Annotated in this window: 10 protein-coding genes; 7 read left to right on the top strand and 3 right to left on the bottom strand. The window is 71.1% G+C overall.

Going from position 1 to position 13,374, the window contains the following annotated elements; translation table 11 throughout:
• The first annotated feature begins 147 nt into the window (after positions 1 to 147).
• The 7 genes from ABT053_RS02190 to ABT053_RS02160 all read left to right on the top strand — a co-directional run bounded on the left by ABT053_RS02190 (position 148) and on the right by ABT053_RS02160 (position 8,375).
• Positions 148 to 1,344: a sensor histidine kinase gene (locus tag ABT053_RS02190; RefSeq protein WP_350966969.1), complete on the top strand. Its 1,197-nt coding sequence runs from the start codon at positions 148 to 150 to the stop codon at positions 1,342 to 1,344.
• Positions 1,345 to 1,470: 126 nt separating this feature from the next.
• Complete coding sequence (locus tag ABT053_RS02185) at positions 1,471 to 2,232, top strand: LytR/AlgR family response regulator transcription factor (protein ID WP_350966968.1); 762 nt, start codon at positions 1,471 to 1,473, stop codon at positions 2,230 to 2,232.
• The gene (locus tag ABT053_RS02180) at positions 2,229 to 2,798 is read left to right on the top strand and encodes a DUF485 domain-containing protein (RefSeq protein WP_350966967.1); all 570 of its coding nucleotides are present in this window, start codon (positions 2,229 to 2,231) and stop codon (positions 2,796 to 2,798) included. Before ABT053_RS02185 ends, ABT053_RS02180 begins: the two co-directional genes overlap by 4 nt.
• Before the next feature lie 88 nt (positions 2,799 to 2,886).
• The gene (locus ABT053_RS02175; RefSeq protein ID WP_350966966.1) at positions 2,887 to 4,386 is read left to right on the top strand and encodes a sodium/solute symporter; all 1,500 of its coding nucleotides are present in this window, start codon (positions 2,887 to 2,889) and stop codon (positions 4,384 to 4,386) included.
• A gap of 480 nt (positions 4,387 to 4,866) precedes the next feature.
• Positions 4,867 to 6,048 carry an MFS transporter gene (locus ABT053_RS02170; protein ID WP_350966965.1) on the top strand — a complete coding sequence of 394 codons (1,182 nt, stop codon included), beginning with the start codon at positions 4,867 to 4,869 and terminating at the stop codon, positions 6,046 to 6,048.
• Between the two features lie 390 nt (positions 6,049 to 6,438).
• Positions 6,439 to 6,768, top strand: a complete 330-nt coding sequence (locus ABT053_RS02165; RefSeq protein ID WP_350966963.1) for a DUF485 domain-containing protein — start codon at positions 6,439 to 6,441, stop codon at positions 6,766 to 6,768.
• Positions 6,765 to 8,375, top strand: coding sequence for a monocarboxylic acid transporter (locus tag ABT053_RS02160; protein ID WP_350966962.1), 1,611 nt, complete (start codon positions 6,765 to 6,767; stop codon positions 8,373 to 8,375). The genes ABT053_RS02165 and ABT053_RS02160 overlap by 4 nt, the downstream gene beginning before the upstream one ends.
• A gap of 203 nt (positions 8,376 to 8,578) precedes the next feature.
• On the opposite strand, the gene ABT053_RS02155 is transcribed toward ABT053_RS02160, so the two are convergent.
• The 3 genes from ABT053_RS02155 to polX form a co-directional block, all read right to left on the bottom strand.
• Positions 8,579 to 9,502, bottom strand: a complete 924-nt coding sequence (locus ABT053_RS02155) for an aldo/keto reductase (protein ID WP_350966961.1) — start codon at positions 9,500 to 9,502, stop codon at positions 8,579 to 8,581.
• An 89-nt stretch (positions 9,503 to 9,591) separates the two neighbouring features.
• Positions 9,592 to 11,106: a WS/DGAT/MGAT family O-acyltransferase gene (locus ABT053_RS02150; RefSeq protein ID WP_350966960.1), complete on the bottom strand. Its 1,515-nt coding sequence runs from the start codon at positions 11,104 to 11,106 to the stop codon at positions 9,592 to 9,594.
• 568 nt (positions 11,107 to 11,674) lie between these two features.
• Positions 11,675 to 13,360, bottom strand: coding sequence for a DNA polymerase/3'-5' exonuclease PolX (polX, locus tag ABT053_RS02145; RefSeq protein ID WP_350966959.1), 1,686 nt, complete (start codon positions 13,358 to 13,360; stop codon positions 11,675 to 11,677).
• Positions 13,361 to 13,374: the final 14 nt, after the last annotated feature.

The following is a 13,374-nucleotide window of genomic DNA, read 5'->3' as shown; positions in this document are numbered from 1 at the left end:
CCCGGCTTTGATCTACATTGTGAAGACGCTGAGTTGGTCGTCGATTCGTCCGCGAGATCGGTGGTTTCGCGACGAACGCACCGATGTGATCTCGCGTGATCTCCAGGGACGAGGCGCGGGCGTGGCCGGGCGTATAAGGTCCGGAGCGTGGAACCCCTCGTTGCCGTGTTGCTGGTCGCCGCCCTGGTCGGCGTACCCGCCCTGGTGCTGTGGCGGGTGTTGCGCGGGCGCAGGGAGCTGGGCAGCAGCCCCGCGGAGCGGGCCACGTTCGAGACACTGCACACCGCGTCCCTGGCCGCGCCGCCGCTGCGGGCGGGGCTGACGGAGGCGGGGGCGCAGAAGGCGTCGCGCTATCTCCGGGAGCTGCTGGGCTCCCCGGCGCTGGCGATCACCGACGAGGAGCGGCTGCTGGTCTACGACGGCGAGGGCGACCACCACGCCCGCGAGGCGTTCGCCCACGCCGCCAAGACGCTCTCGGGGGGCCGGACCCGGGTCCTGGGCCCCGAGCTCGTCTCGTGCGACCTTCCGGAGTGCCCGATCAGGTTCGCCGTGGTGGCGCCGCTCACCACCGACGGCAGGGTGGTGGGCTCCCTGGCCGCGTACGGCGGGCACGCCTCGGCGGGTCTGGTCAGGGCCGCGCACGAGGTCGCGAACTGGGTCGACTCGCAGTTGGAGCTGGCGGAGCTGGACCGGTCGAGGACGCGTCTGATGGAGGCCGAGGTGCGGGCGCTGCGCGCGCAGATCTCCCCGCACTTCATCTACAACTCGCTGACGACCATCGCGAGCTTCGTGCGTTCCGATCCCGACCGGTCCCGTGAGCTGCTGCTGGAGTTCGCCGATTTCACCCGTTACTCCTTCCGGCGGCACGGGGAGTTCACCACGCTGGCCGAGGAGCTGCGGTCCATCGACCGCTACCTCACCCTGGAGCGGGCCCGGTTCGGCGACCAGTTGCAGGTGACGTTGCGCATCGCTCCGGAGGTGCTCGCGGTGGCGGTGCCGTTCCTGTGCCTGCAGCCCCTGGTGGAGAACGCGGTCCAGCACGGGCTGGAGAGCAAGCCCGGGATAGGGCGCATCTCGATCGTCGCCGAGGACGCCGGGGCCGAGTGCCGGATCAGTGTGGAGGACGACGGCGTCGGCATGGAGCCCGACCGTCTGCGCCGCATCCTGGCCGGTGACGCCGACGAGCGTTCGGGGGCCGGGGGGGTGGGGCTGGTCAACGTGGACGAGCGGTTGCGCCAGGTCTACGGTGACGAGTACGGCCTGGTGGCGGAGACGGCCAAGGGGGCGGGAACGAAGGTCAGCGTCCGTCTGCCGAAGTACCATCCGGGTGTCTCCGCCCGTTGAGCCCGCGCCTGGGCCGGGCCTTCCCTCACCGATGGGCCGGGCCTTCCCCCTACCGAAAAGTTGACAGGCGATGTCTGATTCATCACCCTCTAGAAATTCCCTCGTGAACGATCTGGAGGAGTGACCGTGACCGGCCTGCGCGTCCTTGCGGTGGACGACGAGCTTCCCGCGCTGGAGGACCTGGCCTATCTGCTCCGTGACGATCCCCGCATCGGGGAGGTCTCCCTGGCCAGGGACGGGGCCGCCGCGTTGCGTGTCCTGGACCGGGCGATCGCCGACGGGCGGCCGATCGACGCGGTCTTCCTCGACATCCGGATGCGGGGCCTGGACGGGGTGGTGCTCGGGAGGTTGCTCTCGCAGTTCGCCAATCCGCCCCGGGTGGTGTTCGTGACGGCCTACGAGGAGCACGCGGTCGACGCCTTCGAGATCAAGGCCGAGGACTATCTGCTCAAGCCGGTGCGGCCGGAGCGGCTGGCCGAGGCGATCCGCAGGGTGTTCGTCTCGGCGGAGCTGCCGGAGATCGAGGGTCCCGGCCGTGCCGACCCCGACACCATCCCGGTGGAGCTCGGCGGTGTCACCCGGTTCGTGGCGAGCACCGAGGTGCGGTACGTGGAGGCGCAGGGCGACTACGCCCGCCTGCACACCGCGGGCGGCAGTCATCTCGTGCGCATCTCGCTGGCGACGTTGGAGGAGCGCTGGGCCACGGCGGGGTTCGTACGGGTGCATCGCAGCCATCTGGTCGCGGTGAAGCACATCGACGAGCTGCACATCGACTCGGGCCGGTGCGTGGTCCGCATCGGCGAGACCGAGATCCCGGTGAGCCGCCGTCACACCCGCGAGCTGCGCGACCTGCTGGTCCGCAGGGCGCGCAGGGGCAGGTCCGAGTGAGCCGCGACCCGGGGGCGGGGGAGGGGGCCGAGCCGCGCCGGTGGATCGCCGACCGGCCGCGCAAGGACAGGGACGCCGAGCGGGCGGCCCGCAGGGACAAGGAGGCCGAGCGGGCGGCGCGTAAGGACAGGGACGCCGAGCGGGCGCGCAGGGACGCGGACCGGTCGCGTAAGGACGCCGAGAGGCCGCGCAGGGACGAGCGTCCGAGGCGGGAGGTGGTGACCAGTCCTCGTACGATGGCCCCTCGCCATCCGCGCTATCCGGTGACCCGTGAGATCGACGAGCAGACCCGGCTGGGTGAGGTCTACATGCGTTCGCTGGTCCGTACCCAGTTCCGGCTGGCCCTGTTCGTCTGCACGGTGCTGGGGTGCGTGGTCGCGGGGCTGCCGCTGATGTTCCTGCTGATGCCGGAGCTGCGGGCGGTCCACGTGCTGGGGATCCCGTTGCCCTGGGCGGTGCTGGGCGGTCTGATCTACCCGGCGTTCGTGATCGGGGCCTGGCTCTACGTCCGGCAGGCGGAACGCAACGAGCGTCATTTCGCCGAGCTGGTGGAGAGGGCCCGTTGACCATGCGGCGGACCGTCCCGGGGCCGGGGTCCGAGGTGCCCGTTTCGGGAACCGTGGGAACCGTGGGAGACGGCATGGAAGGCGCCGGATGAGCACCGCGTACGGTGTGACGGCGGTGGTGCTGGTGGTGCTGGCGGCGGTGCTGATCGGCGCGTTCGGGATCAGGCTGTCGCGGACCACCTCCGACTTCTACGTCGCCTCGCGCACGGTCTCCCCGCTGTGGAACGCCTCCGCGATCGGCGGGGAGTATCTGTCGGCCGCGAGCTTCCTGGGCATCGCGGGGCTGATCCTCACCTACGGCGCCGACATGCTGTGGCTGCCGGTCGGCTGGACGGGCGGCTATCTGGTGCTGCTCGTGCTGGTCTCCGCGCCGCTGCGCCGTTCGGGCGCGTACACGCTGCCCGACTTCGCCGAGGCGCGGCTGGAGTCGATGGCGGTGCGGCGGATGGCCGGGGTGCTGGTCGTGCTGATCGGCTGGCTGTATCTGATGCCGCAGTTCCAGAGCGCGGGCCTGGTCCTGCGGGCCATCACCGGTGCCCCGGAGTGGGCGGGGGGCCTGCTGGTGGCGGCCGTGGTCGCGGTGAACGTGATGTCCGGCGGCATGCGGTCGATCACGTTCGTGCAGGCCTTCCAGTACTGGCTGAAGCTCACCGCGCTGGCCGTGCCGCTGGTGTTCCTGCTGCTGGCGTGGCGTGACGGCGGTGCCCCGGGGCTGAGCGCGCACGACGCGGCCACGTGGGCGCTGCCGCTGGCGACGGGCAGGGAGTACGGCCTCTACTCGACCTACTCGCTGATCCTGGCCACGTTCCTGGGCACCATGGGGCTGCCGCACGTGCTGGTCCGCTTCTACACCAATCCCGACGGGCGGGCGGCGCGCCGTACGACGCTGGTGGTCCTGTCGCTGCTCGGTGCCTTCTACCTGCTGCCGGCGGTGTACGGCGCGCTGGGCCGGATCTACGTCCCGGAGCTGGTGGGCAGTGACACGGTGGTCCTGTCGCTGCCCGGACGGCTGATCGGCGGCGTGGCCGGGGATCTGCTGACGGCGCTGGTGACGGCGGGGGCGTTCGCGGCGTTCCTGTCGACCTCCTCGGGGCTGACGGTCTCGGTGGCCGGGGTCATCGGGCAGGACATCCTCAAGGGCGGGGTGCGGTCGTTCCGGGCGGCGGCGGTGCTGGCGGTGATCGTCCCGCTGGGGCTGGCGGCCTTCGCCCGCTCGCTGCCGGTCGCCGACGTCGTCGGGCTGGCGTTCGCGGTGGCGGCCTCCTCCTTCTGCCCGCTGCTGGTGCTGGGCATCTGGTGGCGGCGGCTCACTCCCGCCGGCGCGATGGCCGGGCTGCTCGCCGGTGGCGGCCTGGCCTGTGGCGCGGTGCTGATGACGATCGGCGGGGGGCCGCACACCGGCCTGGTCGGCGCGCTGCTGGCCCAGCCGGCCGCGTGGACGGTGCCGATCGCCTTCCTTGTCATGGTGGTGGTCTCGTTGCTGACGCCGGGGCGTATCCCGCCGAACGTGGCGCGCACGATGGTGCGCCTGCACACCCCCGAGATCCTGAACCTGGACCGGGGCGACTGGCGGCCTCGTTCTTCTTGACGCGCTTGGTCTCTTTGGCGGTCTTGGTCCCTTTTGGGGCTTCGGTCCTCTTGAAGGTCCAGGTCCTCTTGACGGCTCCGGCGAGCTGTGACGAAATGACGCTTATGGACCGACATTTCGGTTGTTCTGACTAGGTTTGTTACTCGCCGGCTCCGGTGACGAGGCGTTCGCCGAGGTCGGCGACGCCACTGCCGTGCTACCCGGGAGCCGGTCGGAACAGCGGTCCGTCGTGTCGTACGGGAGCCGGACGGCACATCGGCGCGCTGCCGTGTCACACAAGGGCCGGACGGCGCGTCGGCCCGCCGTCGTGTCGCGCGGGAACCGGGTAGGGCGTCGGCCCGCCGTGTCACCCGTGTCACCCGTGTCACCCGTGTCCCGGCCCGTGCCCCGGCTCGGTGGCCAGGCCGAAGTCGGCGAGACACACCGGCCCGTGTCCCGGCCCGTGCCCCGGTCGGCGCGCCGGGCCGCCGGTCAGCGGTGATGCCGGAGGTCCTGCGCCGGCCCCGGTTCCGGCTCATCTACTTCGGGATGGCCGTCAGCCTGCTGGGCGACGCCTCGCTGCTGCTGGTGCCGGGGATCCTGGCCAAGAGCCTCACCGGCTCCGACGCCGCCGCCGGGCTGACCCTGTTCTTCTTCACGCTGCCCCTGTGTCTCTCCCCCCTCTTCGGCTACCTGATCGACCGGGTGGACCGCAGGAGGCTCCTCGTCGTCACCTGCGTGCTGTCGGGGATCTCGCTCGCCCCGCTGGTCGCGGTCACCGGGCCGGACACGGTGTGGCTGATCTACCCGGTGTCGGCGGCGATGGGCTGCTCGTACGCGGTGATCTTCTCCGCGCTCGGCGGGCTGCTCAAGGTGATCCTGCCCGAGCACCTGCTGGCGGAGGCCAACGGTGCCCTGCACACCACCCGGCAGGGTTTGCGCCTGTTCGGGCCGCTGCTGGGGGTGGCGGTCTACACCGGCTTCGGGCTCGGCGCGCTCGTGCTGTTCGACATGGTCACCTTCCTGGTCGCCGCGGGGGTCTTCGTCATGCTCCCCGCGCCCGAACCCCCGCCGCCCGCCCCGCGGGCCCCCGAGGGACGCTGGCGCGAGGAGTTCTGGGCCGGGGCCCGCCACCTCGCCGCCGACCCGCCGCTGCGCCGCGCGGCCGTGGCGCTGTGCCTGATGTTCTCGCTGGCCGGGGCGACCGAATCGCTGATCTTCGCGGTCATCGAGCACGGCCTCGCCAGGTCGCCGGAGTTCACCGCGTTCACCTCGACCGCGATGGGCCTCGGCGCGATCGCCGGGGGACTGCGGAGCGCCACGGTGATCGCGCGCCGGGGCGAGCTGTTCGCGATCGGCGCGGGCATCGGCCTGTACGGGGTGGCGGTCCTGTGCTGGGTGGTCCCCGCGGAGACGGTCGTGCTGGGGGCGATGATGGCGGCGGGCGCCGGGCTGACCCTGGAGGGGGTGGCCAGGACGACCCTGCTGCAGCGCCGCAGCCCCGGCCACCTCGTCGGCCGGGTGTCCACCGCCTTCGAGTCCCTGGCCGGGTTCGCCCAGCTGTTCTCCCTGCTCGCGGGCGCCGTGCTGGTGTCGCTCGTCGACTACCGCCTGCTGCTGGCTGCGGTCGGCCTCACGGTCTGCTGCGCCGGGGTCTACGCCCTGAGGGGCGGGCCGTGGTGAGTGCGGGCTCCCGCGAACCGTTCGCCGCGGGCGGCCGTACGAGGTGGCGTCGGGTTCCCACGCGAACCGCTCGCCGCAGGCCGGCCGCGTACGAGGTGGCGTCGGGCTCCCATGCGAACCGTTCACTGCGGGCCGGCCGTGTACGAGGTGGCGTCGGGCCGCCGCGGGTGACCGTTCGTCGTGGGCCGGCCGTACGAAGTGCACCGTGTAGGTGAGTTCGGGATCCTCCCGGGAACCGTTCGTCGTGCGAGACAGACCTTTCACCGCAAGCCCCACCCAACTGAACGCGACTCGGCGGCGCCTCGGCGAAGAGACCGCGTGCGGGTCTCCTCCGGGGGTAGCGTCCGCCCCTACGTTGTCCGTGATCCAGATCACATTTTGGGAGGTCCAGTGACCGCCAGCCAACATGATTCATCGGTCTACGAAGAAATTCAGACCGACGAACGATTCCAGGAGTTGAAGAGGCGTTTCCGGGCCTGGGCGTTCCCGATGACCGCGGCGTTCCTCGCGTGGTATCTGCTGTACGTCGTCCTGTCCGCCTGGGGGCGCGACTTCATGGGCACGAAGCTCTTCGGCAACATCAACGTGGCGCTGATCTTCGGTCTGCTCCAGTTCGTGTCGACGTTCGGCATCGCCTGGGCCTACTCCCGTTTCGCCGAGAAGAAGCTTGACCCGCTGGCCGACGAGATCCGCCACGAGGTCGAGGGGAAGACCGAATGAGCCACCAGACCCTCTCCACGATCCTGTTCCTGCTGTTCGTCGCGGGAACGCTGGGCATCACCTTCTGGGCGAGCCGCAACACCAAGGACGCCACCGACTACTACGCCGGTGGCCGTTCCTTCAGCGGTGTGCAGAACGGTCTCGCCATCGGCGGCGACTACATGTCGGCCGCGAGCTTCCTCGGCATCGCCGGGATCATCGCCCTGTCGGGCTACGACGGCTTCCTGTACTCGATCGGCTTCCTGGTCGCCTGGCTGGTGGCGCTGCTGCTCGTCGCCGAGCTGATGCGTAACTCCGGCAAGTTCACCATGGCCGACGTGCTGGCCTTCCGGATGAGCCCCCGCCCGGTCCGTACGGCGGCGGGCGTCTCCACCATCACGGTGTCGATCTTCTACCTGCTGGCCCAGATGGTCGGCGCGGGCGCGCTGGTCGGCCTGCTGCTCGGTGTCACCTCGCCGACGGGCAAGGCCCTCACGATCGTCGGCGTCGGCGTCCTGATGATCGTCTACGTGGTCGTCGGCGGCATGAAGGGCACCACCTGGGTGCAGATCGTCAAGGCCGTGCTGCTGATGGGCGGCGCGACCCTGGTCACCCTGCTGGTGCTCGGCCACTACGGCTTCAACCTGTCCGGCCTGCTCGGCGAGGCCGCCACCCAGAGCGGCAAGGGCGCGGCCTTCCTGGAGCCGGGCCTGAAGTACGGCACCGAGGCGCAGGGCCTCGCGGGCAAGATCGACCTGATCAGCCTGGGCCTGGCGCTCGTCCTGGGCACCGCCGGCCTGCCGCACATCCTGATCCGCTTCTACACGGTCCCCACCGCGAAGGAGGCCCGCAAGTCGGTCCTGTGGGGCATCGGCATCATCGGCACCTTCTACCTGCTCACCCTCGTGCTCGGCTTCGGCGCGGCGGCGCTGGTCGGCGGCAAGGCGATCCTGGCGCAGGACAAGGCGGGCAACACGGCGGCGCCGATGCTCGCCGAGGCGGTCGGCAAGGCCATCTTCGGCGACGTGGGCGGCACCATCCTGCTCGCCGTCATCGCGGCGGTCGCCTTCGCCACGATCCTCGCGGTCGTCGCCGGTCTGACGCTGGCCTCCAGCTCCTCCTTCGCCCACGACCTGTACGCGCACGTGTTCAAGCGCGGCAACGTCACCGACAAGGAGGAGATCCTGGTCGCCAGGATCTCGGCGTTCGTCATCGGCGCGGTCGCGATCGGGCTCGGCATCCTCGCCCAGGGGCAGAACGTGGCCTTCCTGGTCGCGCTCGCCTTCGCCGTGGCGGCCTCGGGCAACCTGCCCGCGATCCTCTACAGCCTGTTCTGGAAGAAGTTCAACACGGCGGGCGCGGTCTCGGCCATCTACGGCGGCCTGGCCTCGGCGCTGATCCTGGTGATCTTCTCGCCGGTCGTCTCGGGCAGCGCCACCGCGCTGTTCCCCGGCGCGAACTTCGCCTGGTTCCCGCTGAGCAACCCCGGCATCGTCTCGATCCCGATCGGCTTCCTCGCCGGGTTCATCGGTGCCCGCCTCAGCAAGGAGTACAGCGCGGAGAAGTACGCCGAGATCGAGGTCCGCTCGCTCACCGGCATCGGTGCCGAGAAGTCCGTCTCCCACTGACCCCCGTACCAGACCCCCCGTACACCTCGTGCGGAAGTACGGGAACCCGGGGCCCGGCCGCGTCGCGGCCGGGCCCCGTCGTTCGTGAGCGCCCGGCGGGCCCCGGTCACCCCGGAGCCCGCCGGACGGCCCTTGGCGGAACCGGCGGGACTGGCAGAACTGCAGAACTGGCGGGACTGGCAGAACCGGCCGGACTGGCGGGACTAGCGGGACGCCTCGTCCAGCAGGGTGAGCTCCTCCTGCGACAGCGTCAGGTCGGCGACCGCGAGCAGCGGCCTGAGCTGCTCGACGTTGCGGGCGCTGGCGATCGGCGCGGCCACGGTGGGCTGGGCGGCGAGCCAGGCGAGCGCGACGGTGGCCGGTACGGCGCCGTGGGCGGCGGCCACCTTGTCCAGGGCGTCGAGCACCCGCGGGCCGCGCTCCGACTGCAGGTACTCGGCCGCCCGGCCCGCGCGGGGGCTGTCGACCGTGACCCCCGGCCGGTACTTGCCGGTGAGGAAACCCATGGCCAGGCCGAAGTACGGGGTGCTGGTCAGCCCCGCCTCGGCCACCACGTCGCGCAGCGCCCCCTCGTAGTCGCGCTCGATGAGGTTGTAGTGCTGCTGCAGCACCCCGTACCGCGCCAGACCGGCCCCCTCGGAGATCGACAGCGCCTCCGCGAGCCGCTCGGCGCTGTAGTTGGAGGCGCCGATGTTGCGTACCTTGCCCTCGTTGACCAGCTCGTCGAACGCGCCGAGGGTCTCCTCCAGGGGAGTGGCCGCGTCGTCGATGTGGGCCCAGTACAGGTCGATGTGGTCCGTGCGGAGCCGCCGGAGCGAGTCCTCGGCCGCCGCGCGGATGTTGGTCGCCGACAGGCCGTTGCGGCCGGCCAGCGAGCCCACCTTGGTCGCCACCACGATCCGGTCGCGGTTGCGGCGGGAGGCCATCCACTCGCCGATCACGGTCTCCGACTCCCCGCCGGAGTGCCCGGGGACCCACGCGGAGTAGACGTCGGCGGTGTCGACGAAGTTTCCGCCCGCCTCCGCGTAGGCGTCCAGGACGGCGAAGGAGTCGTCCCGGTCGGCGGTCCAGCCGAATACGTTGCCACCGAGGCAGAGAGGGAACAGGTTCAGCTCAGAAAAGCTCATGGGCCAACTCTATTTCTTGACCAATCACGTGGTTGCGGGGCATCGGCGGTGATTCTCACGGGATACGCCCCCGCCCCCTGTCTCCCGCCTCAGGCGGGCACCATCTCCCTGACCGGCACGGGCCGCTCCAGCGGGGCGACCGGCGCGGCCGGAACGGGCTCGACCTGCTCCATCAGCTCGTCCATGGCCTCCCGCAGGTGGCCCATGAGCCGCCACACGTCGGCCACCCGGTCCGGGCAGGACAGGATGCCGAAGTCGAGCGAGCCGTCGTAGGAGAAGCAGGTGATGTTGACCCCGCCGCTCACGTCGGTCAGCACCGACATGGGGTGGTACGCGAGCACCCTGGCCCCGCACAGGTACAGCGGGAGCTGCGGCCCCGGCACGTTCGAGACGATCAGGTTGATCGGCGGCAGCACGATCGAGGCGAGCCGGAACACCGCGGAGGTCGCCAGCGCGGTGACGGCCGAGGGCAGGACCGACGACAGCTCGCCCAGCCAGGCCGTGGGGGCGCCGGCGAAGCGGCGCTTGGCGCTGAGCATCGTGCCCGCCATGACGCGCAGGCGCTCGCGGGGACAGGCCAGGTCGGTCGGGATGGGGGTGACCATGACGGAGATCTGGTTTCCGACCACCTCCTGGGCGCTCGCGTTGCGGACCGCGACCGGGACCGCGGCGATCAGCGGCCGGTCGGGCAGCGCGTCGCGCTCGCGCAGCCACGCGCGCAGCGCCGAGGCGCACAGCGTCATGACCACGTCGTTGACGCTGGCCCCCGCGCTCCTGGCCACCCGCTTGACGTCCGCGAGCGGGATCGACCCGTAGGAGAAGCGCCGCTCGGCGCCGATCGGGCCGTTGAACGGGGTGCGCGGCGCGGTCAGCATGGGCGGCTCGGCCGGCTCCGGCTCCGGCGCCCGCCCCGCGATCATCCGGGTGGCGGCGGCCACCTGCCGGGCGCCGGGCAGCGCCGAGGTGAGCGGCATCGTGTCGAGCTCGGCCGCCATGCGGCCCAGGGAGTACAGCGTCCTGGCGGGCTGGAGCACCGTCCTGGCCACGGCGCCGGCGAGCATGCCGGCGAGGCCGGGGGCGGTGGTCCGGGGCTCGGACTCGGGCCGCTCGACGGCGCGGGGCTCGGGGGTGAGGTCCAGCAGCGCCGCGAGCAGCTCCGCCCCCGACACCCCGTCGATGGCGCAGTGGTGGACCTTGGCGTACAGGGCGACGCGGCCTCCGGTCAGGCCCTGGATGAGGTGCATCTCCCACAGCGGGCGGGCCCGGTCGAGGTGGCGCTCGTGGATCCTGGCCACCTGCTCGGCGAGCTGGGCGTCGTCGCCGGGGCCGGAGAGGGTCACCTCGTGGACGTGGCCGGCGACGTCGAGGTCGGGGTCCTCGGTCCAGTAGGGCCGGTCGAGGCCGAAGGGCACGGTGGCGAGGCGCAGCCTCAGCGCCGGGGCCAGGTGCAGCCGCTCGCGGAGCAGCCCGACCAGGCACTCGCGGGTGAGGGCGCCGAGGCTGGAGCAGGCGGGGTCGAGGATGGCCAGCCCCGCGACGTGGGCCGCCGTGGTCGCCGATTCGGCGTGAAGGAACTGCGCGTCGAGCGCGGTCAGCTGGCGCATCGGTCGGGCCTCCTGGCGGAAAATGCGAGAAATCGGAGAACACGTGTTGCCATCATCACGTCGGCACGTTTCCCTCTCGTTTCCTCCGTAGGACCTCCGGCGTCTTTCGGGTGTCCCCGGGCGAGGTGCGGAGGCCCGCCGATCATCACTTTCCGTAACCTTCCCAATTCGCACGGTAGCCATGCCTTCCGGACAGGGGCATCCCGGGGATCTTTTCCGAAGGTGATACCCGTCCGTGAGTGTCCGGCGCCGTCCGTCTTACCTGTATTTCCTACCAGAAAGATAGGCAATGTGCGAGGGGTGACACGCCCCTGCCTGGCTGAGCGCCCGTCGCCGTGGCGACGGGGAAGGAGTCTTGGCGACCGGCGAAGGCCGCCTTGACGACCGGGGAAGGCGGCCTTCGCCGGTCGAGGAGGACTCGGTCACCAATGCGCCTCGGTGACCAAGACGGCCTCGGTGACCAAGACGCCTCAGTGACCGAGGTCTCTCGGCGGCCGAGGAAGGCGCGGTGACCGGGGAGGGCGTCTCCAGCGGCCGGGGAAAGACCCGGTGACCGGGGGAAGGCCCCTCAGCGGCCGAGGAAGGCGAGCAGCCGCTTCAGCGGCCAGGTGTTGATCACGTCGTCGGTGGTGAGCCACCCGCGCTGGGCGACGCCGATGCCGAACCGCTGGTTGTCGAGGTGCGGGACCGCGTGGGCGTCGCTGTCGACGGAGAACTTCACGCCGTGGTGGTGCGCGAGCCGCACCAGGTCGGCGGGGAGGTCGGAACGGTCGGGGAAGGAGTCGATCTCCATCGCGGTGCCGGTGCGGGCCGCGGCGCGGAACACCTCCTCCCAGTCGGCGTCCACCGGCGGGCGGATGCCGATCCTGCGGGTGGTCGGGTGGCCGATGACGTGCACGTGGGGGTTCTCGCAGGCGGCGACGAACCGGCGGGTCATCTCCGCCTTCGACTGGTTGAAGTGCGAGTGGACGCTGGCCACGCACACGTCGAAGCCCTCCAGCACCTCGGCCGGCCAGTCGACCGAGCCGTCGGGGGCGATGTTGAGCTCGCTGCCGTGCAGCAGCCGCATCTTGGGATACTTCTTCTGCAGCTTCCGGATGCGCTCGCGCTGCTCCAGGGCCTTTTCCAGCTTCATCCGGTGCATCGCCAGGTCGGGCGCGTGGTCGGTCACCGCGTAGTAGGAGTAGCCGCGGGCAGCGGCGGCGGCGACCATGTCCTCCAGGGAGGCGATGCCGTCGGTCAGGTCGGTGTGGGTGTGCAGGTCGCCCTTGAGGTCCTTGACGGTGACCAGCTTGGGCAGCTCGTGCTTGAGCGCGGCGGCGATCTCGCCGCCGTCCTCGCGCAGGGTCGGCGGGATCCACTCCATGCCGAGCGCCTCGAAGACCTCCTCCTCGGTCGCGGCCGCGATCACCCGGTCGCCGTCGAACAGGCCGTACTCCGACAGCTTCCAGCCCTTCTTCACGATGATCTCCCGCAGGTGCACGGTGTGCTCCTTGGAACCCGTGAAGTACATCATCGCGGCGCCCCACGACTCGGCGGGGACCAGGCGCAGGTCGACCTGGACGCCCTGGGCGGTGCGGATCGAGGTCTTCTTCTCCCCGGAGGCGACGACCTCCGCGACGTAGGGCTGCGCCTTGAAGTCGTCCATCAGCGACTCGGGGCCGACCACGAGGACGTCGATGTCGCCGACGGTGTCCTTCATCCGGCGCAGCGACCCGGCGTAGGCGATCCGCTCGGCGCCGGGCAGCGAGGCGATGACCCGCTCCGCGAGGTCCATCGCCGTCCCGGTGTGCATCCTGGCGCTGTGCTCGGCCAGGTGCTCGACGCCTTTGAGGAGGTTCTCCACCGTCTTGGCGCCGAAGCCCTTGACGCCGTCGAGGCGCCCCTCCTCGATCGCCTTCACCAGGGCCTCGGGGGAGTCGATGCCCAGCTCCTGGAAGAGGAAGACGGCCTTCTTCGGCCCGAGCGAGGCCACCCGGGTCAGCCGGCGCACCCCCTGGGGGACCTTCTCCCGCAGGTCGTCGAGCTGCCGGAAGCTGCCTCGCTCCAGGTATTCCTCGACCTTCTTGGCGATCGCCTCGCCCACCCCCGACACGCTCCGCACGGGCACGGACGTGATGTCGTCGGGGAACCCCGCGATCGCCCTGGCGGCCTTCTGGTAGCTGCGGACCCGGAACGCGTCGCCGCCGTTCATCGCGAACAGCTCGGCGTACTCCTCCAGGGCGGCGGCCACGTCGTCGTTAGCTCGTGCCATGTACCCAGCCTAGA

Origin of the sequence: Streptosporangium sp. NPDC002524 (assembly GCF_040295985.1) — a bacterium.
In the GTDB taxonomy this organism is placed as follows: Bacteria; Actinomycetota; Actinomycetes; order Streptosporangiales; family Streptosporangiaceae; genus Streptosporangium.
This window is presented reverse-complemented; position numbering and strand designations above follow the sequence as displayed.

Excerpts from the sequence above, each read along its gene's own strand:
- ABT053_RS02155 (WP_350966961.1), bottom strand. The coding sequence starts at position 9,502 with ATGAGCTTTTCTGAGCTGAACCTGTTCCCTCTCTGCCTCGGTGGCAAC.
- ABT053_RS02160 (WP_350966962.1), top strand. The coding sequence starts at position 6,765 with ATGAGCCACCAGACCCTCTCCACGATCCTGTTCCTGCTGTTCGTCGCG.
- polX (WP_350966959.1), bottom strand. The coding sequence starts at position 13,360 with ATGGCACGAGCTAACGACGACGTGGCCGCCGCCCTGGAGGAGTACGCC.
- ABT053_RS02150 (WP_350966960.1), bottom strand. The coding sequence starts at position 11,106 with ATGCGCCAGCTGACCGCGCTCGACGCGCAGTTCCTTCACGCCGAATCG.
- ABT053_RS02170 (WP_350966965.1), top strand. The coding sequence starts at position 4,867 with ATGCCGGAGGTCCTGCGCCGGCCCCGGTTCCGGCTCATCTACTTCGGG.
- ABT053_RS02175 (WP_350966966.1), top strand. The coding sequence starts at position 2,887 with ATGAGCACCGCGTACGGTGTGACGGCGGTGGTGCTGGTGGTGCTGGCG.